The 19,478-nt window shown below is 64.2% G+C and carries 17 protein-coding genes; 10 read left to right on the top strand and 7 right to left on the bottom strand.

Translation table 11 applies throughout. The features are described from left to right. Nucleotides 1-55: 55 nt before the first annotated feature. The 4 genes from ACSBOB_RS30930 to ACSBOB_RS30915 form a co-directional block, all read right to left on the bottom strand. Nucleotides 56-3,208: an efflux RND transporter permease subunit gene (locus tag ACSBOB_RS30930; RefSeq protein WP_442579846.1), complete on the bottom strand. Its 3,153-nt coding sequence runs from the start codon at nt 3,206-3,208 to the stop codon at nt 56-58. Between the two features lie 4 nt (nt 3,209-3,212). Next, nucleotides 3,213-4,391 carry an efflux RND transporter periplasmic adaptor subunit gene (locus ACSBOB_RS30925; protein WP_442579845.1) on the bottom strand — a complete coding sequence of 393 codons (1,179 nt, stop codon included), beginning with the start codon at nt 4,389-4,391 and terminating at the stop codon, nt 3,213-3,215. 265 nt (nt 4,392-4,656) lie between these two features. Then, on the bottom strand, nt 4,657-5,853 hold the full coding sequence (locus tag ACSBOB_RS30920) for a mandelate racemase/muconate lactonizing enzyme family protein (protein ID WP_442579844.1): 1,197 nt from the start codon (nt 5,851-5,853) through the stop codon (nt 4,657-4,659). Nucleotides 5,854-5,875: 22 nt separating this feature from the next. After that, nucleotides 5,876-6,658 (bottom strand): IclR family transcriptional regulator, encoded by a 783-nt coding sequence (locus tag ACSBOB_RS30915; protein WP_442579843.1) that lies wholly within the window; start codon nt 6,656-6,658, stop codon nt 5,876-5,878. Nucleotides 6,659-6,880: 222 nt separating this feature from the next. Between ACSBOB_RS30915 and ACSBOB_RS30910 the strand changes: the two genes are divergently transcribed. From ACSBOB_RS30910 to ACSBOB_RS30900, 3 genes are read left to right on the top strand one after another with little or no spacing between them, the layout of a single operon-like run. After that, on the top strand, nt 6,881-7,312 hold the full coding sequence (locus ACSBOB_RS30910; RefSeq protein ID WP_442579842.1) for a VOC family protein: 432 nt from the start codon (nt 6,881-6,883) through the stop codon (nt 7,310-7,312). Between the two features lies 1 nt (nt 7,313). Continuing rightward, complete coding sequence (locus ACSBOB_RS30905) at nt 7,314-8,465, top strand: iron-containing alcohol dehydrogenase (RefSeq protein ID WP_442579841.1); 1,152 nt, start codon at nt 7,314-7,316, stop codon at nt 8,463-8,465. Beyond that, nucleotides 8,462-9,640, top strand: coding sequence for a mandelate racemase/muconate lactonizing enzyme family protein (locus ACSBOB_RS30900; RefSeq protein WP_442579840.1), 1,179 nt, complete (start codon nt 8,462-8,464; stop codon nt 9,638-9,640). Before ACSBOB_RS30905 ends, ACSBOB_RS30900 begins: the two co-directional genes overlap by 4 nt. Before the next feature lie 48 nt (nt 9,641-9,688). Here the strand turns inward: ACSBOB_RS30900 and ACSBOB_RS30895 are convergent, their stop codons facing one another. Together ACSBOB_RS30895 and ACSBOB_RS30890 are read right to left on the bottom strand one after the other, a co-directional pair. Continuing rightward, nucleotides 9,689-10,249, bottom strand: a complete 561-nt coding sequence (locus ACSBOB_RS30895; RefSeq protein ID WP_442579839.1) for a hypothetical protein — start codon at nt 10,247-10,249, stop codon at nt 9,689-9,691. Between the two features lie 168 nt (nt 10,250-10,417). Further along, the gene (locus ACSBOB_RS30890; RefSeq protein WP_442579838.1) at nt 10,418-10,855 is read right to left on the bottom strand and encodes a VOC family protein; all 438 of its coding nucleotides are present in this window, start codon (nt 10,853-10,855) and stop codon (nt 10,418-10,420) included. 222 nt (nt 10,856-11,077) lie between these two features. On the opposite strand from ACSBOB_RS30890, the gene ACSBOB_RS30885 reads away from it, so the two are divergent. The 7 genes from ACSBOB_RS30885 to ACSBOB_RS30855 all read left to right on the top strand — a co-directional run bounded on the left by ACSBOB_RS30885 (nt 11,078) and on the right by ACSBOB_RS30855 (nt 17,966). Continuing rightward, the gene (locus tag ACSBOB_RS30885) at nt 11,078-12,211 is read left to right on the top strand and encodes a mannonate dehydratase (protein ID WP_442579837.1); all 1,134 of its coding nucleotides are present in this window, start codon (nt 11,078-11,080) and stop codon (nt 12,209-12,211) included. A 57-nt stretch (nt 12,212-12,268) separates the two neighbouring features. Next, complete coding sequence (locus tag ACSBOB_RS30880; protein WP_442579836.1) at nt 12,269-13,474, top strand: ABC transporter substrate-binding protein; 1,206 nt, start codon at nt 12,269-12,271, stop codon at nt 13,472-13,474. 76 nt (nt 13,475-13,550) lie between these two features. Then, on the top strand, nt 13,551-14,408 hold the full coding sequence (locus ACSBOB_RS30875; RefSeq protein WP_442579835.1) for a carbohydrate ABC transporter permease: 858 nt from the start codon (nt 13,551-13,553) through the stop codon (nt 14,406-14,408). Beyond that, nucleotides 14,405-15,256: a carbohydrate ABC transporter permease gene (locus tag ACSBOB_RS30870; protein ID WP_442579834.1), complete on the top strand. Its 852-nt coding sequence runs from the start codon at nt 14,405-14,407 to the stop codon at nt 15,254-15,256. Before ACSBOB_RS30875 ends, ACSBOB_RS30870 begins: the two co-directional genes overlap by 4 nt. Before the next feature lie 10 nt (nt 15,257-15,266). Further along, nucleotides 15,267-16,082, top strand: coding sequence for an aldo/keto reductase (locus ACSBOB_RS30865; RefSeq protein ID WP_442579833.1), 816 nt, complete (start codon nt 15,267-15,269; stop codon nt 16,080-16,082). 30 nt (nt 16,083-16,112) lie between these two features. Beyond that, nucleotides 16,113-17,171: an ABC transporter ATP-binding protein gene (locus ACSBOB_RS30860; RefSeq protein WP_442579832.1), complete on the top strand. Its 1,059-nt coding sequence runs from the start codon at nt 16,113-16,115 to the stop codon at nt 17,169-17,171. 45 nt (nt 17,172-17,216) lie between these two features. Then, on the top strand, nt 17,217-17,966 hold the full coding sequence (locus ACSBOB_RS30855; RefSeq protein ID WP_442579831.1) for a ribonuclease activity regulator RraA: 750 nt from the start codon (nt 17,217-17,219) through the stop codon (nt 17,964-17,966). 73 nt (nt 17,967-18,039) lie between these two features. On the opposite strand, the gene ACSBOB_RS30850 is transcribed toward ACSBOB_RS30855, so the two are convergent. Continuing rightward, entirely contained in the window at nt 18,040-19,419 is a 1,380-nt protein-coding gene (locus ACSBOB_RS30850; RefSeq protein WP_442579830.1) for an aspartate aminotransferase family protein, read from the bottom strand. Between the last annotated feature and the right edge of the window lie 59 nt (nt 19,420-19,478).

Below are 19,478 nucleotides of genomic sequence, written 5' to 3'. Positions count from 1 at the left end.
CGTTTAGCGCCCTTGGTGTTTCGCAATTGTTTCAAGAGGCGCTTTGAATGCACTGTCAGGCGTGGCCGCCCTCCGCCGTTTCCTTGGGCTTCTTTCGCCCGAACAGCGCGTTGGTGCGCTCGCCGAGCAGGCCGAACAGCACGTAGAGGCCGGGGATAACGAGGATGCCGACGCAGGTGGCGGCGAGCATGCCGGCAACGACGGTGGCGCCGAGTGAGACGCGGCTGGCAGCACCCGCCCCGGTGGCGATGACCAGCGGCACCGAGCCGAGGATGAAGGCCAGCGCCGTCATCAGCACGGCGCGGAAACGCATATGCCCGCCCTCGATCGCCGCTTCGACGATGTGCTTGCCGGATTCGTGGCTTTCCTTGGCGAACTCGACGATCAGGATGGCGTTTTTCGCCGCCAGTCCGATCAGCAGCACCAGTCCGATCTGGGCGTAGATGTTGAGGCCCAGCCCCATCGCCTTGATGCCGAGCACGGCGCCGAGCACGGCCACCGTCACCGAGGTGATGACTGCGAAGGGTATCGTCCAGCTTTCATATTGCCCGACGAGGAACAGGTAGCCGAACAGGATCGCCAGGGCGAAGACCACGATCGTCTGGTTGCTGACCAGCGCTTCCTGATAGGACAGGCTCGACCATTCGAAAGCATAGCCAGCGGGCAGCGACTGCGCCGCCACCTTGGCCAGCGCGTCCATCGCCTGGCCCGACGAGACGCCCGGCGCCGGTGTTCCGTTTATGGTCGCGTTGGTGAACTGGTTGTAGCGGGTGAGCAGTGTCGGCTGCAGTGTGGTGGTGGCGGTGGCGAAGGCGCGCACCGGCACCATCACCCCGGTGGAACTGCGGACGTAGAGTGTCAAGATGTCCTCGGGCGTGCGCCGGAACTGCTGGTCCGCCGCGACATTGACCTGGTAGACTTGGCCCAGGATGTTGAAATTGTTCACATAAGCCGAACCGAGCTGCGCCTGCAAGGTACTGAAGATGGTCGAGATCGGGATATTCAGCCGCTCGGCGCGCACCCGGTCGATATCGAGAAAGATGCCTGGCACCTCGGACGAGAAGGTCGAGTAGGCCGAGCCGATCGACGGATCGGCGTTGGCCGCAACGATGAAGGAACGCATGACCTGCGCGAGTTCCTGCGGCGACTGGCCCCCGAGCGCTTCGAGGCGGAAATCGAAACCGTCGGCGTTGCCGACGCCGGGAATCGCCGGCGGCGGGAAGGCGATGACATTGGCTTCCGAAAGCCCGGCGAACTGTCGGGTGAGGTTCGCATAGATGCCGCGCAGCTGCGTCTGCGGCGTCTTGCGTTCTGCCCACGGCTTCATGACGATCAGCGCCAGGCCGCTATTGGGCTGCGAGGCGCCGGTGAGCAGGCTGTAGCCCGAGACCGTGACGACGTTGGCGACGCCGTCGATGCTTCGCCCGATGTCCTTGACCCTGTCGAGCACGGCCTGCGTGCGCGGCAGGGAGGCGGCGTCCGGCAATTGCACGTTGACGAACAGGATGCCCTGGTCCTCGTTGGGGATGAAGGCGGTCGGGGTCTTTGTGAACATCCAGTAGGCTGCGCCGCCGACCAGCACCACCAGCAGGCCGGCGACGAGCGAGCGGCGCGCCAGGAATCCGGTGATGCTGGTGTAGCCGTTGCGGGTGCCGTCGAGCCCTCTGTTGAACCAGCGGAACGGTCCCCGCGCCGGCTTGGGATGCCGCAGCAGAACCGCGCAGAGCGCCGGGCTGAGCGTCAGCGCGTTGATCGCCGAGATGGTGACCGACGCCGTGATGGTGATGGCGAACTGACGGTAGAGCTGGCCGGTGATGCCGGGCAGGAAAGCGGTCGGCAGGAACACCGCGATCAGCACCAGCGTCGTCGATACGATCGGGCCTGTCACCTGCCGCATGGCGATGCTGGCCGCCTCGGGTGGGGTGATTCCTGGCTGCTCCTCCATCACGCGCTGCACGTTTTCAACCACGACGATGGCGTCGTCGACGACAAGGCCGATGGCGAGGATGAGCGCGAACAGCGTGACCGTGTTGGCCGAGAAGCCGAACGCCAGAAGCACAGCGAAGACGCCGATCAGCGAGACGGGGATGGTCACCGCCGGGATCAGCGTGGCGCGCCAGTCCTGCAGGAACACGAACACGACGATCAGCACGATGACCGCCGTGATGATCAGCGTGTGGATGATTTCGTCGACAGTAGCGCGCACGAAGTCGGTCGAATCGTAGATCACCTGGTAGGAGACGTCGTCGGGGAATCGGCTTTGCAACTGTTCCAGCTCGGCCTTTACGCCGGCGGCGACGCCGAGCGCGTTCGAGCCCGGCGACTGGTAGATGGCGATGGTGGCGGCGGGGGCGCCGTTGAGCTGGCTGACCGAGCTGTAGGTCTGCGCACCGAGCTCGATGCGCGCGATGTCGCGGACCCGGACAATGCCGCCGGCCTCGCTGGTCCGCACGATGATGCTGCCGAACTCATCGGGGCTGTCGAGCAGGCCGAGCGCGGTGATCGAATATTGCAGCACCTGGTCGTCGGGGATCGGCGGTGCGCCGATGAGGCCCGCCGCGGCCTGCACGTTCTGCTGCTGGATGGCGTTGGTGACGTCGTCGGTGGTGATGCCAAGTGCGGCCATGCGCTCGGGGTCGAGCCAGATGCGCATCGAATAGTTGAGAGGACCCATCAGCGTGGCCGAGCCGACGCCGTTGACGCGCGACAGCGGGTTGACGACGTTGATCTGCGCGAAGTTCGACAGGAACAGGCCGTCATTCGTGCCCTTGGGCGAGAACACGTTGATGATCAGCAGGAAGTTGGGCTGTTGCGCACGCACGTTGACGCCAAGGCGCGTCACGGCGGAGGGCAGTTGCGGCGTGGCCAGCGCAACGCGGTTCTGCACGTTGACCTGGGCGATGTCGGGATCGGTTCCGACGGCGAAGGTCACCGTCAACGTATAGGTGCCGGTCGAGCTGACGGTCGAGGCCATGTAGATCATGTCCTGGACGCCGTTGACCTGCTGCTCGATGGGGATGGCGACCGTGTCGGCCAGCGTCTGCGCGTCGGCGCCCGGATAGGTCGCGGTCACCTGCACCGTCGGCGGCGTGATGTTGGGATACTGCGCGACAGGGATGTTGAGCAGCGCGATGCTGCCGGCCAGCGTCATCAGGATGGCGATGACCATCGCCAGGCGCGGCCGCTGGATGAAGATGTCGGCGAACATTGTTTCAGTTCCCCGTCTTGGCCGGCGTCGGGTTCACGACCACGCCGGCCTGCACTTTCTGGATGCCGGAGACTATGATGATCTCGCCGCTTGCAAGTCCCGACTGCACCGACCAGTCGACGCCGACCCGTTCCCCCAGCGTGACGCGGCGGATCACGGCGCGATTGCCGTCGCCGAGCACGAAGACATAGGCGCCGTCCTTGTCCTGCAGGACGGCCGAGGCGGGCACAAGCGGCAGTTCCACGGATTGACCGACCTGCACGGTTACCGAAACATACTGGCCGGGGACGAGCTGCAGCGCAGGGTTGGGGAATTCGGCGTAGACGGCGATGGTGCCCGTGGTGGGATCGATCGCGTTGTCTATGAAAGCGATCTTGCCGATCTGGTCGTAGGCGGTGCCGTCGGAGAGCGTGAGGCTGGGCCGGTATTTCCCGGCGTCGGCGACAAGGCCCTGGTTGTCCGGCTTCAGGGCCTGGACGACCTGCAGATATTCACGGTCGGAAATGGAGAAGACGACGCGGATCGGGTCGGTCTGGACGACGGTGGCGAGCGTGCCGCTCGACGGCGAGACGAGGTTGCCGACAGTGATCTGCGCCTTGCCGATCCGGCCGCTGATCGGCGTCGTGACGTCGGTGTAGGAGAGGTTGAGTTCGGCGGTCTTGACCTGCGATTCCGCCTGCGCGACCTGCGCCTGAGCCTGCCCGAGTTGGGCGGACGCGGTGTCGCGCGAGGCGGTCGCCTGGTCGACCGTCGACTGCGGAACATCCTTGGTCTTCAGCAGTGCGATCTGACGGTCGAGCGTGATCTGCTGTTGCTTGAGGTTGGCATCCGCACCGGTCACGCTGGCTTGCGCCGACTGCAGGGTGGCCTTCGCTCCGTCGAGCGCGGCCTGGTAGGTGTCCTTTTCGATGCCGAAGGCGAGGCTGCCGGCCTTGACGAAACCGCCTTCCTGGAAGTCGACCGAATCGAGGAAACCCTCGACGCGGGCCATCAAATTGACCTGCTGGATCGCCTGCACGGTGCCGACGAACTTGCTCTGGCGCGTCACCTCCCCGAGTTTCACGGCCGCCGTTTCGACGGCTGCCGGCGGCTTTTCCGCGGCTTCCTGCGCCGACGCCGTTCCCACGGCCGTGCAACACAACAGGGCCGCCACGAGCGACGAACGCAATCCGGACAACAGCACGATTTCGGTCCCCCTGAAACGAGTCCAAATACTGCAATGACGGCAGGCGGTTAACAAACCTTTGGAGTCGCGACTGTAGGACAGGCTTGTGACAAGCGGTAGACCTCGTGCGGGCAGATCGTCCGCGGTCGGGGCAGAATTTGTCGGGGAGCCAGCGAGCAGCCTTCACCGCGATGATCGAGGATCCATCCGAAAGCGCCGACCGCCGCTGTGTCGACGGCGCGGACATCAGGGAGATCTGAAGCGCCGGCCAGGTCTTAATGTTTCAGTCGAAGAAGGTGCTATCGTCTTCGGAGAGATAGCGCCGGGCACGCTCGGGCACGAGTTCGACGCCCATGCCCGGTCGGTCCGGCACCTCGATCATGCCGTTCCTGACGATCGGGCTCGGCAGGCCGTCCACGATGTCGTACCACCAGTCCGGGTCGCCGGTCGTGTATTCGAAGGCGATGAAGTTGTTGGGCAGCGTCGCCGAAACCTGGATGAGGGCGGCGAGGCCCAGCAGGCCGTTGGCCGTGCCGTGCGGGGCCATGGTGATGCCGTGCAGGTCGGCATGTTCGGCGATCCATTTCAGCTCGGCGATGCCGCCGACATCTGCCGGATCGGGACCGACGACGCGCACGGCATGCGTCTCGATCAGCTCCTTGAAATTCTGCCTGAGATAGATCTGCTCGCCGGTGTGGATCGGCGTGGTGGTGCTGTTGGTGAGGTCGCGGTAGAGGCCGGCATTGACCCAGGGCGTGTAGTCGCCCGAAAGCAAGTCTTCCGCCCACATCAGATTGTAGGGTTCGAGCAGGCGGACAAGCCGGATGGCGTCGCCCAGCATCCAGCCGGGACCGCAATCCAGTGCGAGGCCGACCTTGTCGCCGGTCACTTCCTTCATGGCGGCAACGCAATCGACCATATGGCGCAGGCCCTTTTCGGTCACCGCGCCGCGGTCGAGCGCGCCGTGGAAAGGGCTGGCCTTGGGTTCGCCATAGTAGAAATCCGGCACCTCGCGTTTCATGGCGGAGTGGAAGCCGATCGGCTGCTTGATGATGGAAAAGCCTTCCGGCAGGGCCATCATCTTCGCGATGTCGTCGGCATAGTCTTCCGGCCGGTGGCCGGCGAACGGAAAGCGGATGGAGCCGTTGTAGACGCGCACGCGGTCGCGGATCTTTCCGCCGAGCAGCCGGTGCACGGGCAGGCCGGCGGCCTTGCCGGCGACGTCCCACAGCGCCATTTCGATGACGCTGACCGCCGAGCCCCACGGCTTGAAGCCGCCGCGCTGACGGATCTTCAGCATGACGCGCTCGACCAGCGTCGGGTCCTCGCCGATCAGCGCCTCGCGGAAGGCAAGGATGTGCGGCTTCAGGTAGGGCTTCCACGTCTCGGCCTGGGCGAAGCCGGAAATCCCCTCGTCGGTGACGATCCGCACGACCGGGCTCGTGCCGATGATGGCGCATTTCAGGTCGACGATTTTCATGGTTGTTCTCCCAGGCCGCCCTTCAGTCCGGCATGGCTTGCGAAATGGTTTTTGCCATGTCGATCGCCGCCATGCGGATTTCTTCCATGCGGCTCGGCTCGGCTCCGGCCAGGAAGGGCACGCTGAGTGCGCCGACCATCTTGCCACTGCCGGTCAGCACGGGAGCGGCGAAGGCGTGGATGCTGGGCGCGTTCTCGCCCTTGTCCTGCGCCCAGCCGAGACGTTTTATTTTCGCAAGCTCGGTGCGCAGCCGTTTTGGGTCGGTGACTGTTTTGCTGGTGTAGGCGGTCAGCGGCTTGGCCAGCCAGTATTCGAGGTCGTCCGACGGCAAGTGCGCCAGCAGCAGCTTGCTTGCTGCACCGGCATGGATCGGCATGCGCTGACCGGGCGCGACGGTCAGCGCGTATTCGCGGCGGCCCTGCGCCGCCGCCAGCACCAATATGCCGTCCTGGTCGATGACACTGAGCTTTATCCCCTCGCCGAGCTCGGCCGCCAGCCTGTCGAGGAAGGGCTGGGCGATCGCGGCGAGGTCAACTTCGCTGGCGCGCGAGGCGACATGCGCGGCGAGCGACAGCAAGCGGCGCCCCAGATGATAGGCGCCGCCTTCATCGCGGCGGACCATGCTATGCTGCTGGAGAGAATTGAGAATGCGGTAGATGGTGGTGCGCGGCAGCCGCAAGGTCTGGGTGAGTTCGCTGATCGTCTGGCCGGCCTCGTGATGCGCAAGCTCGCCAAGCACGTCCATCATCCGGTCGATCACCGGTATGGTGTGCTTGCTGGCTGCGTCCTCGGCGGTGTCATTCATGCGTCGCCCTTGCGGTTGACAATCCCCAGCCTGTCACTACCATAAGAAACTGAACTGTCAAAGTTCATATTTGGATAGAAGTCAAACGCCTATCCAGTGCGGTATGACAGAGCCGGGAGGAGTGTTGGCCAATGACATGGCGCGGTTCTCGCTCCTCGCGATGTGTGGCACCATGCCATAAGCTGGCTTCTCATCTCGAACAGCACCCATAGGGCCAATCATATGCTGACCGTTTCATCGATCGCCCACGTTGCCATCCGGGTCAAGGACGTGGAGAGGACGCTCGATTTCTACATCAACAAGCTCGGTTTCGCCGAGATGCTGCGGCTGGAGCGGGACGGCGAACTCTGGCTGATCTACCTGCGCATCACCGACGACCAGTATCTCGAAGTGTTCCCGGACGGCGAGGGCGAGCGTGCGGCCGAACGTGAGGCGGTGGGTTTCAACCACATGTGCCTTTCGGTGCCGGATATCGAGCGGACGGTGCGCGAACTGGACGCCGCGCGCGTCGAGATGATCCGGCCGAAAGTGCTGGGCGCCGACGGCAACTGGCAGATCTGGATCGAGGACCCGGACGGACATCGCATCGAACTGATGCAGATGATGCCGGATGCCATGCAACCCGCCGCGATCGAGCGGCTGAAGGGGATTTGACATGGCGCGCATCACCTATCTGACGGCAATCGATTTCGGACCGGGCGAACTGAAGTCGCTGCCGGCGGCGCTGGCCGAGTTGAAGATCGCGCGGCCGCTGCTGATCTCCGACCATGGACTTGCCGCCTCGGGCCTCGTCGGCTCCGTGACTGCAATGCTGCCCACCGGCGCACCGGTCTTTCTCGACACGCCGACCAACCCGCCCGAAAGCGCCGTGCAGGCGGCGCTCGACGTCTATCGGGCAGGCGGCTGCGACGGTATCGTCGCGCTCGGCGGCGGCTCGCCGATCGATCTCGCCAAGGGTGTGGCGCTGCTCGCGACACATGAGGGACCGCTTGAGCAATACGCAGCCATCTATGGCGGCATCGAGCGCATTTCGGCCAAGGTCGCGCCGGTGATTGCCATCCCGACGACGGCGGGGACCGGCGCGGAGGTCGGCCGCGCCTCGCTGCTGACGCTGGACGACGGCCGCAAGCTGGGCTTCATCAGCCCGCATCTCATTCCGCGCCGCGCCATCTGCGACCCCGAACTGACGCTCGACCTGCCGCCCTATCTCACCGCCGCGACCGGTCTCGATGCGCTGTCGCATTGCATCGAGACGCTGTTCTCGCCGCGCCTGAACCCGCCGGCCGAGGCGATCGCGCTGGACGGCGCCGGACGGCTCTGGCGTTACCTGCCGAAAGCTTTCGCCGACGGGTCCGATCTCGCGGCGCGCAGCGAGGTGATGATGGGCGCGCTGCATGGGGGCCTGTCGTTCCAGAAGGGGTTGGGCGCCGTGCATTCGCTGAGCCACGCGCTGGGTGGGCTGAAGGATCTGAAGCTGCACCACGGCACGCTGAACGCGATCCTGATGCCGATCGTGGTGCGCTTCAACGCCGCTCATGTCGGCGACAAGCTGGTGCGGCTGAAGGCTGCCATGGGGCTGCCGGCGGATGCCGATCTGGCGGCGGAACTGGAAGCGCTCAACCAGCGCTTCAGCCTGCCGCCCGGCCTCGCGGCGATGGGCGTCTCGCGCGCGCATTTCGACTGGGTGATCGAGCGAGCGCTGGCCGACCACAGCCATGCCACCAACCCGCGCGTCGCCTCGTCGGAGGATTATCGCGCCATGCTGGAAGAGGCGTTTGCCGAGAGCGCCGGCTGGGACGTGCCATGAAGATCGTCGCCCAAAAGGTGTTCATCGCGAATGTCTCGCGGACAAACTTCGTCTTCGTAAAACTCTACACGGATGACGGCATAGAGGGTGTCGGCGAGGCCACACTGGAGTGGAAGACCAGGACGGTGGTGTCGGCGCTCGAGGAACTCGAGCGGGTGCTGATCGGCCGCGACCCCTTCGCGGTCGACGCGATCATCGAAAAACTGCATCGTGACAGCTATTGGCGCACTGGCGCGGTGTTCCGCACGGCGCTGGGGGCGATCGAGGCCGCACTGCTCGACATCAAGGGCAAGGCGTTGGGCGTGCCGGTGTTCGAACTGCTTGGCGGCAAATTCCGTGAGCATGTCGACTGCTACGCCAACCACTGGTTCTTCGGCGCGACAACGCCCGACGAATATGCCGCCAAGGCGCGTGCCGGGGTGGCGATGGGCTACAAGGCGCTGAAATGGGACCCGTTCGACGTCGCCGACCTTGAAATGGACCGCAAACAGCGGCGGCAGACGATCGAGATCGTCGAGGCGGTTCGCGACGCGGTCGGGCCGGACGTCAACCTTATGCTGGACGTCCACGGGCGGCTCAACGTGCCGACGGCGATCGCCATGTGCAAGGCGCTGGCGCCGTTCGACCTGACCTGGATCGAGGAGCCGACGCCGCCGGAAAGCATCGACGCGCTGGCCGACGTGCGCGCCCACAGCCCGGTGCCGATCGCCGCCGGCGAGCGTTTTTACGAACCCGGAAAGTTCCTGGAGGCGCTGTCGAAGAAGGCGGTCGACATCTTGCAACCCGACGTGTCGCATGCCGGCGGCATGGGCGAGACCAAGCGCATCGCCCACATGGCGCATTCGCACCTGATCCCGGTGGCGCCGCACAATCCGGTCGGCCCGGTGATGAACGCCATGACGCTGCACATGTCGGTGGCGATCCCGAATTTCTCGGTGTTCGAGACGGTGTCGGTCGACGTGCCCTGGCGCAAGGAATTGGTGCGCGAGACGCTTCAGTTCCGCGACGGCACGATTCTGGCGCCGACCGCGCCGGGGCTGGGCGTCGAACTGATCGAGGAAGCCTGCGCGCGTTTCCCCTATGAGGCGACCAATGTGCCGCTGTTCGACGGATCGATGAACACCACCGGCGTGGCGACCGGCGCGCAGACGTTGTCAGGCGGGACTGAGAACTGAGTGGCTCCAACGCCAGAGTCGCAGCCTGGTTCTGGCTTTCACATCAAATTACCGCGGAATTACAGATGGACTTACGCAATACGCCTTCGCATTCTTTGCGTTAGTGCCGTCTATTTCTCCAAGATACGATTGAAACTTCGGAATAAGTCCATTTCCCACTGCGATAGATTCGCAAATAGATAAATCTCCATTCCCATCGATGCAAGATAATATCTCCCCAGCGATACCTTCGTCAGGCATCACCATAAGCAATCCTTTCGTGTGTTTAAGGGATTCAGGTTCGTTTCGGCTCATTCCATGCAGTGCCAATATAAGAGCATGACGATGGAGGGCGAGAACGTCATTCGGAGAGCCAGGCGGAACAAGCCCCGTAAATATGATAAGAACTGATGCAAACATGGCGGCAGTTCTATCGTCAGATGTCACAGAGGAGGATATCAAGTCCCAAGCCTCTCCACATTTGTTATTTCCCGCTAATTCCATCGCCCGTTTAAAATTATCTTTTTCCTCCATTGTCATGTCACCGGAGTATGAACCTTCACTGTAAAGCAAGAGTGCAACTATAGATAATAAGCCATAGATGGTATTGCGAATACTTATCAACCTCATCACTAATTTTCTCCAATGGCATGCGCCAGCATCGCTTGTGCCATACACTCTCCGACCAAATTTTGCGAAAATGTGGCCGACCTTGCGGATGGACCTGAAGCAGACGGTTCGGCTTCGGACGCGCTCGCCGGTATCGGTCACTCCTAGCCATTTGTCTTCGTATCGCCCTCAACCGAGTTCCTGGGCGAGTCCGATGAGAAGTCCTTCCGGCCCGCGGATGTAGCAGAGCCGATAAGCCTCTTCATATTTGACGACTTCGCCTACGAGTTCAGCGCCGTGCGCTCGGAGCCGTTTTAAAGTGTCGTCGATGTCGTCCACGGTGAACATGGCGCGGAGATAGCCCAGGGCGTTGACCGGGGCGTTGCGGTGATCCGCGACGACCGCCGGCCTAACGAAGCGTGAGAGTTCGAGCCGGCTGTGGCCGTCCGGTGTGCGCATCATGGCAATCTCGACATGCTGATCGCCCAGTCCGGTGACGCGTCCCGCCCATTCTCCTTCGATCGTGGCCCGCCCTTCGAGTTCGAGGCCGAGTTCGCGAAAGAAATCAATCGTCGCTGCGAGGTCTTCGACGACGATTCCGACGTTGTCCATCCGCTTGAGCGCCATGTTTTACGGTCTCCGAGGTGTCGTTCCAATCCACATCGCCAACCCGTTTTCAAACGGTCTGCGAGGCGGGCGGCGTATCGAACTTCCAACTGACATTACCACCGCAACTGCACGGTTGACAGGCGAGGCCGCTGCCGTCATAGTTATCCATAGAATTTACGTAGTTCAAATATGAACTAACGGACAAAGAGCCGGCGTCAATCTGGAGGAGACGGAAGGAGGATGGCGTTGCGGGTTGGACTTTCGCTGCATGGCGCTTCGCTGAGCGAACAGGGCGCGCGTTTCGCCGCCCAGCTCGGCGTGCGCGACGTGGTCGTCCACTTCACCGACTACACGCGCTATGCCGATGGCTCGTCCTATCTCGCCGGTGGCGTCGGGCCGATCAACGGCGAGTGTATCGACGCGCCGCTGTGGAGCTACGACTACATGGCCGGCATGATCGCCATGCTTGCCCGCCACGGGCTGAGCATTGCTGCGATGGAGAACATCTCGCCGAATTTCTGGTCCGACATCCTGCTCGACGGGCCGAAGAAGCACGAGCAGATGGAAGTGATGAAGGCACTGGTGCGCGACGCCGGCCGCGCCGGCATCCCGGTCATCGGGTACAATTTCTCGCTGGCCGGCGTCTGGGGTTGGCAGCGCAAGCCGATCGCCCGTGGCGGCGCGGTAACGGCCGTGTTCGCTGCCGACGAGATCGACATCGACAGCCCGCTGCCGGACGGCATGGTCGGCAACATGCGCTACCGCGACGCGGTCGCTGGCGCGGCCGCGCAGACGGTGGACGAGCCGACGTTGTGGGCGCGGCTGGAATGGTTTTTGAAGGAACTGGTGCCGGTGGCGGAGGAGGCGGGCGTGCGGCTCGCCTCCCATCCCGACGATCCGCCGGTCGTGCGGCTGCGCGGCACGGCGCGGCTGGTCAACAGCCACGCCAAATACGACCGGCTGCTGGCCATCGCGCCGAGCCGGGCCAATGCGCTCGAATATTGCGTCGGCTCGCTGGCGGAGATGCGCGAGGGCGACATTTACGAGACGACGCGGCGTTTCGCACGGTCGGGCGCTATCGCCTACGTCCATTTCCGCAATGTGCGCGGCAAGGTACCGAACTATGTCGAGACCTTCGTCGACGATGGCGATGTCGACATGGCCGAGATCGTGCGGGTGCTGCACGAGGAGGGTTTTGATGGCGTGCTGGTGCCGGACCATGTGCCGGACCTCGACTGCGCCGCGCCCTGGCACGCGGGCCATGCCTATACGGTCGGCTACATGAAGGCGCTGGTGGCGCACGCCGCCGCGCTGTCGGCGACGCCCCCGGCAGCACCTGTCCGCAATCCTGCAATCGCCGCCGTGGCGCGGTGACGACGATCCGGCCGGCGGGCCGGGCGCGACGCTTGTGTCGCATGGGAGGAAATGACGATGAGACTGAAGACGACAGCATTGCTGAGCGTGGCCATCGCAGCGCTTTCGGCCGGCATGGCATTCGCCGGCGAGGTGACGTGGTGGACGCCGAACTTCAACGAAGCGCGGGCCAAGACGCTGGTGGAGAAATTCCAGGCCGCCAATCCCGGCATCACGGTGAAGCTCGAAGTGACGACCACCGACGGCCTGCCGCAGCGCGTGCTGACGGCGCTGCAGTCGGGCGCGGCGCCCGACATCGTCGACGTGCAGCACGGCTGGGTGAACGGCTACGCGCAGAACAAGCTGGTGCTGCCGCTGGACGACGTGCTGAAGGACCGCGAAGACTATATCCCGGCCGCACTTCAATACGTGACGTGGGACAACAAGCTCTGGGGCGTCCCCTACCGCATCGAGACGCATGCGGTGATCTTCAACAAGGGCGACTTCACCGCTGCCGGTCTCGATCCGAACAAGCCGCCGCGGACCTGGGACGAACTGGTCGCGGCCGCCGAAAAGCTCTCCGCCAACGGCAAGTCGGGCTTCGCCATCACCGGCGGCGGCGAGGTCGGCAACACCATCTTCCGCTCGCTGCCCTTCATGTGGATGGTGGGCGGCGGCATCATCTCCGACGATGGCAAGACGGTGCTGGTCAACACGCCGGAGAGCGTCAAGGCGGTGACCTTCTACACCGACTTCTTCAAGAAGAAGCTGTCGCCCGCCTCGACGCTGGAGAATGACGGCACGGCCAACCGCCGCCTGTTCATCGCCGAAAAGGTGTCGATGTACCAGTCGGGCCAGTTCGATGTTCCGTCGATCCGCAAGGAGAACGACAAGATCGACGTCGGGGTGATGGCGATCCCGCATCCGGAAGGCGGCAAGACCGCCGCGATCCTCGGCGGCTGGAGCCTCGTCGTGCCGTCCTCGGCCAAGAACCCGGAAGAGGCAAAGACGCTGATCGCCTTCCTCGCCGAGTCGGACAGCCAGGCGGTTCTGACCGACACGTTCCCGGCGCGCATCTCGGCCATGAAGGCGGAGCGCTTCAACGACCCGATCCTGCAGGTCTTCAAGGAGATGCTGCCCTACGGCCGCCCGGTGCCGTCGCATCCGAACTGGGTGCAGATCAGCCAGGCCTATTTCGACGGCATCCAGCGCATCCTGCTGGGCGACGAGGACGTGCAGAAGGCCATGGACGGCGCCGCCGCTGAAATCGAGCCGCTGCTTTAAGTAGAGCGCTCCTCCCCGGTGCCCCGGCGGTGTCTATCCGCCGCCGGGGTGCTGCTCCCTCATCGGGTAACCGACAATGCTAAGACAATCGACAGGCTACCTGTTCGTGTTGCCGGCGCTGCTGCTGCTGGCGATGCTGATCGCCTATCCGGTCGCCTATACGGCGCTGCTCAGCGTCACCGACAACCAGGGCCAGTATGTCGGGCTGGAGAATTTCCGCCGCGTGCTTGCGGCGCGCGCCACGCCCATCGCCTTCTGGAACACACTGTGGTGGGTGTTCGGCTCGATCGTCTTCCAGGTCGTGCTGGGCGTGCTGACGGCGATCCTGCTCAACCAGAATTTCCGGGGCAGGGCGCTGGTGCGCTCGGTGACCCTGGTACCCTGGGTCGTGCCGGGCATCGTCGCGGCCACCACCTGGGCGTGGATGCTGCACACCGAGTTCGGCATCATCAACTACATGCTGACCGCGCCCGGCCTCATCGACGAGCCGGTCGGCTGGCTGACCAACGGCAGCACCGTGATGCCGGTGATGATCGCCATCAACGTGTGGAAGATGTTCCCCTTCGTCGCCATCATGGTGCTGGCGGCCCTGCAATCGATTCCCAACGACCTCTACGAGGCGGCGCGCATCGACGGCGCGAGCTTCTGGGAAGAGGTCTGGTACGTGATGCTGCCGCAGGTGCGCATGGTGATCGTCGCGGTCACCCTGCTGCTGGTGATCTGGGCGCTGAACCACATCACCATCATCTACGCCATCACCAGGGGCGGCCCCGCCAACCGCACGCTGATCACGCCCATCCAGATCTTCCGCACCGCCTTCGAAGGCGTGCAGTTCAACCAGGCGGCCGCACTTTCGGTGATGTTCTTCGGCGTCGCCATCGTGGTGGTGTTCGTCTACATCAAGACCCTCGCTTCCAGCGGTGACCAGCCATGAGTGCCAAGGCGGAAACCCTGAAGCGCCCCGGCCTTGGCCGTCCGTTGATCGTCATCGGTTCTCTGCTGGTGGTGTTCGTCTGCCTGTTCCCGTTCTGGTGGATGGCGCTGTCGTCGGTGAAGACGCTGCGCGAGCTTTATACGATCCCGCCGGTCTGGTGGCCGGAGGCGCCGACGCTCGACAACTACCGCAAGGTTTTGCTCGAATCGAACATCCCGCGCTATTTCCTGAACAGCCTGGTGATCTCGATCGGTGCCACCGCGCTGGCGCTGGTGCTGGCGGTGTTCGCCTCCTACGGCTTCGCCCGCTTCAACTTTAGGGGCAAGCCGCTGCTGCAGTCCTTCGTGCTGGTCGGGCAGTTGCTGCCGACGGCGGCGATCATCGTGCCGCTGTTCGTCACGCTGCGCGTGCTCGGCCTGGTCAACACCTATTGGGGTCTGATCCTCGTCTACATGATCATCACCCTGCCGCTCTCGGTGTGGATGCTGACCAGCTATTTCAAGGCGATCCCGGTCGAGCTTGAGGAAGCAGCGATCATCGACGGGGCGAGCCGGCTCGGCTGCCTGCTGCGCATCACCCTGCCGCTGTCGCTGCCGGGCATCGTCTCGGTGCTGGTCTACGCCTTCGTCACCACCTGGAACGAGTTCATCTTCGCGCTCTGCTTCGCCACGGATTCCTCGGTGAAGACGCTGCCGATCGGGCTCGCGGAGTTCTCGACCGAATTCAACACCGACTGGGGCGCGGTCATGGCGGCCTCGGTGGTGATGACGCTGCCCATCGCGCTGCTGTTCCTGTCCATGCAGCGGCTTTTCATTGGCGGGCTGACCGCCGGCGCCACCAAAGGTTGATCGAGGAAACATGACCTACGCATCCCCTATCCCGCAACTCGGCCTCGGCACGTTTGGCCGCACGGGCGACGCCGGCGTTGCGGCGATCCTCACCGCCATCGAGGTCGGCTACCGGCATATCGACACGGCGCAAAGCTATGACACCGAAAGCACCGTCGGGGCCGCGATCCGCCGCTCCGGCCTGCCGCGCGACGATTTCTTCGTCACCACCAAGGTGGCCGACACCAACCTCGACAAGGCCAGCTTCATGCCGAGCGTCGAGAAAAGCCTCGAAACACTTGGTATGGACCGGGTCGACCTGCTGCTGATCCACTGGCCGTCGCAGCACGATTTTGTGCCGTTCGAAGACTACATGCTGGCGCTGGCCGAGGCCAAGGCGAAGGGTTTTGCGCGTCTGATCGGTGTGTCGAATTTTCCCATCGCCGATCTTGAGCGCACCCGCGCGCTGCTCGGCGACGACGCCATCGCGACCGATCAGGTGGAGATCCATCCCTACATGCAGACGCCGACGCTGCGGGACTATGCGCGCTCGCGTGGGCTGACGCTGACCGCCTATCAGCCGCTGGTCAAGGGCAAGGTGCATGACGACCCGGTGCTGGCGTCAATCGGCAAGGCGCATGGCGTCAGCGCGGCGGCTGCGGCGCTGGCCTTCCTGATGGGCGAGGGCCACGTCGTCATTCCCGCCTCGTCCAGCAAAACCAATCTGGAAGCGAACTTCGCCGCTCTCAAAGTCCGTCTGACCGACGCCGAGATGGACCAGGTTCGCGCCCTGAACCGGGGCGACCGCCGCATCAACCCGGCAAAATCGCCGCGCTGGGACGATTGATTTCGTCGCGCCCCAATCAGGAGATTTTTCGTGGGATCAGTTTCGATCAGGGACGCCCGGAAAGCCTACGGCGCGGTGGAAGTGCTGCATCGGGTTTCGGTCGACATAACCGACGGCGAGTTCGTCGTGCTCGTCGGCCCGTCCGGATGCGGCAAGTCGACCCTGCTGCGCATGCTGGCTGGGCTGGAGGACATCACCTCGGGCGAGATCGCCATCGACGGGCGGGTGGTCAATACCGTCCAGCCGAAGGAACGCGACATCGCCATGGTGTTCCAGAGCTACGCGCTCTATCCGCACATGACGGTCGAGCAGAACATGGGTTTTTCGCTGAAACTCGCCCGCGCGCCCAAGGAGGAAATCCGTCAGCGCGTCGCGAAGGCGGCGCAGATGCTCAGCCTCGAAAACTACCTGAAGCGCTATCCGCGCCAGCTCTCGGGTGGTCAGCGGCAGCGCGTCGCCATGGGCCGCGCCATGGTGCGCAACCCGAAGGTTTTTCTGTTCGACGAGCCGCTGTCGAACCTCGATGCGAAGCTCAGGGTGCAGATGCGCTCGGAGATCAAGCAGAACCATCAGCGGCTGAAGACCACCACCGTCTATGTCACGCACGACCAGATCGAGGCCATGACCATGGCCGACCGCATCGTCGTCATGCATGACGGCATCGTCGAGCAGGTCGGCACGCCGCTGGAGCTATACGATTTTCCCGCGAACCTGTTCGTCGCCGGTTTCATCGGCTCGCCGGCGATGAACATGCTTTCCGGCAAGATCGCCGGCGGACATTTCGTGCCGGAGGACGGCGTGTCGATTCCGGTGCCTTCGCTTGGGAGCGGGCGCGAAGGGGAGAAGGTCAGCCTTGGCGTGCGGCCGGAGCATCTTTCGCTCGATGCGACCGGGCTGGCGGCAGAAATCCTGACGGTGGAGCCGATGGGTTCCGAGACGCAGGTGCTGATGCGGCTCGCCGGCCACGACATCGTCGGCGTGTTCCGCGAGCGCATTCGGCAGAAGCCGGGCGAGACGATCCGGGTGTCGATGGCGACAGACCATTTGCACGTGTTCGACGGCGCCGGCCAGCGCATTGCGGCGAACTGAGGCCGGCTCAGCTCAAACTATTTTCTCCAACATCGAGGTTCTTCCGTGCAATCCCCCGCAGACATCAAGGACATCGTCCGCCCGCCGCGTCATCTCTCCGACGCGCTTGCCGCGATCGGCACCGCCACCGCCAGCAGCGAACTCAGCCTGATGGGCATCCGCGACCCGCATATCCACGGGCCGACACCGCTGAAGTCCGGTCACTCGGTGGCCGGCCCGGCGCTGACGTTGCAGATGATGCCGAAGCGCGAGGACCTCTACGGCGCCAGCGAATACGACAATCCGGAGCTTCAATTGCACCGCCACGTGCTCTATCCCGCGCAGGCCGGCGACATGGTGGTGGTCGATGCGCGCGGCGACATGGCGAGCGGCATCTTTGGCGAGATGATGCTGACCTTCTTTGCGGGCCGCAAGGGCGCGGGCGTCGTCGTCGACGGCTGCATCCGTGATTCCGCCAAGGCCAGGGAGATCGACCTCGGCATCTGGGTGAAAGGCGTCACGCCCAATTATCACGCGCAGACCAGCCTCATCCCCTTCGCGGTCAACGTGCCGGTCGCCTGCGGCGGCGCTCTGGTCATGCCCGGCGACATCATCGTCGCCGATGACGACGGCGTGGTGGTGGTGCCCGTGGCGCTGGCGCCGCAGCTCATCGAGCGGGCGAGCGAACACGCCGAATGGGAGGAATTTTCGCGTTTCCGCCTGTCGCAAGGCGGCGACCTGCGGAAATATTACCCGCTCACCGAGGCGGCGCACGACGAATACGTTGCCTGGCGCAACGCCCAGGGCAAGGCGTGAGCCGAAGGGCCGGCCATAAGGTCGGCGCCTGGGTTTCGTGGTCGGTTTCGGTCAGGTCCCGTGCCGTCGCGGATTAAGCGGCGGCGAACACTGAATTGATCGCGTCGGCTGTCGCGCCGACGACGATGTCGGCTTCCTCGCGCGTCAGGCAGAGCGGCGGCGCGAAGCCGAGTATGTCGCCTTGCGGCATGGCGCGGCCGATGACGCCACGCTCCAGCAGCGCCGCCGCGACACGAGGCCCGATCTTTTCGGAGGCGTCGAAGAATTTCCGGTCGTCCTTGTCCTCGACGAATTCCACCGCCGCCAGCATGCCGTCGCCGCGCACGTCGCCGACATTGGCGTGGCCGCCCACGGCCTGCGCGAGCGCGTCGCGGAAGTAGGCGCCGGTCGAGCCGGCGTTCTCGACCAGGCCGAGTTCGTCGACCAGTTCGAGATTGGCGACGCCGGCCGCCGCGCAGATCGGATGCGCGGCATAGGTCCAGCCATGGCCGATCGGCCCGAGCTTGTCGGAACCCTGGACGAGCACTTGCCAGACCTTGTCCGAAACGATGACGCCGGACAGCGGCGCATAGGCCGAGGTAAGGCCCTTGGCGATGGTGATAAGGTCGGGCTCGATGCCGTAGTGGTCCGAGCCGAACATCGTGCCGAGGCGGCCGAAGCCGGTCACGACCTCGTCGGCGACCAGCAGGATGTCGTATTTCGCGAGCACCGCCTGGATCTTCCGCCAGTAGCCGGCGGGTGGCGGCACGATGCCGCCGGTGCCGAGAATCGGCTCGCCGATGAAGGCGGCGATCGTGTCCGGGCCTTCGGCCAAAATCATCTCTTCAAGCTTGTCGGCGCAGAACTGCGAGAACTGTTCCTCGTTCTGCGAGCGATCCTCGCGCCGGAAATAATAGGGCGCCTCGGTGTGCAGGACCGGCGCCAGCGGCAGGTCGAAGGCGTTGTGGAAGAGGGCGAGGCCGGTCAGCGACCCGGTCATGACGCCGGAGCCGTGGTAGCCGCGCCAGCGCGAGATGATCTTCTTCTTCTCGGGCCGGCCCAGCACGTTGTTGTAGTACCAGATCAGCTTGATGTTGGTTTCGTTGGCATCGGAGCCGGAGAGGCCGAAATAGACCTTCGACATGCCCTTCGGCGCACGGTCGACGATCATCTTCGCGAGCCGGATCGAGGCGTCTGTGCCGTGGCCGACATAGGCGTGGTAGTAGGCGAGTTCCTTCGCCTGCGCGGCGATCGCGTCGGCGATCTTCTGGCGGCCGTAGCCGACATTGACGCAGTAGAGGCCGGCGAAGGCATCGAGGCTTGTTCGACCGGTCACGTCGGTGACGTAGACGCCCTCGCCTCCGGCCATGACCCTGGTCGGGGTCTCGCCGCGCGCATGCATGCCCATATGGGTCGACGGGTGGAAGAAATGGTCGCGATCCCAGGCGGTGCGTTCGTTGGACGGATCGAGCATGGATGAAACTCCGGAATTGTGCGGACCGCGGCCCAGGGCCAGGCGGAACTGCGTCGGTC

This window comes from Mesorhizobium sp. KACC 23794 (assembly GCF_052180275.1).
Lineage (GTDB): Bacteria > Pseudomonadota > Alphaproteobacteria > Rhizobiales > Rhizobiaceae > Kumtagia.
This window is presented reverse-complemented; position numbering and strand designations above follow the sequence as displayed.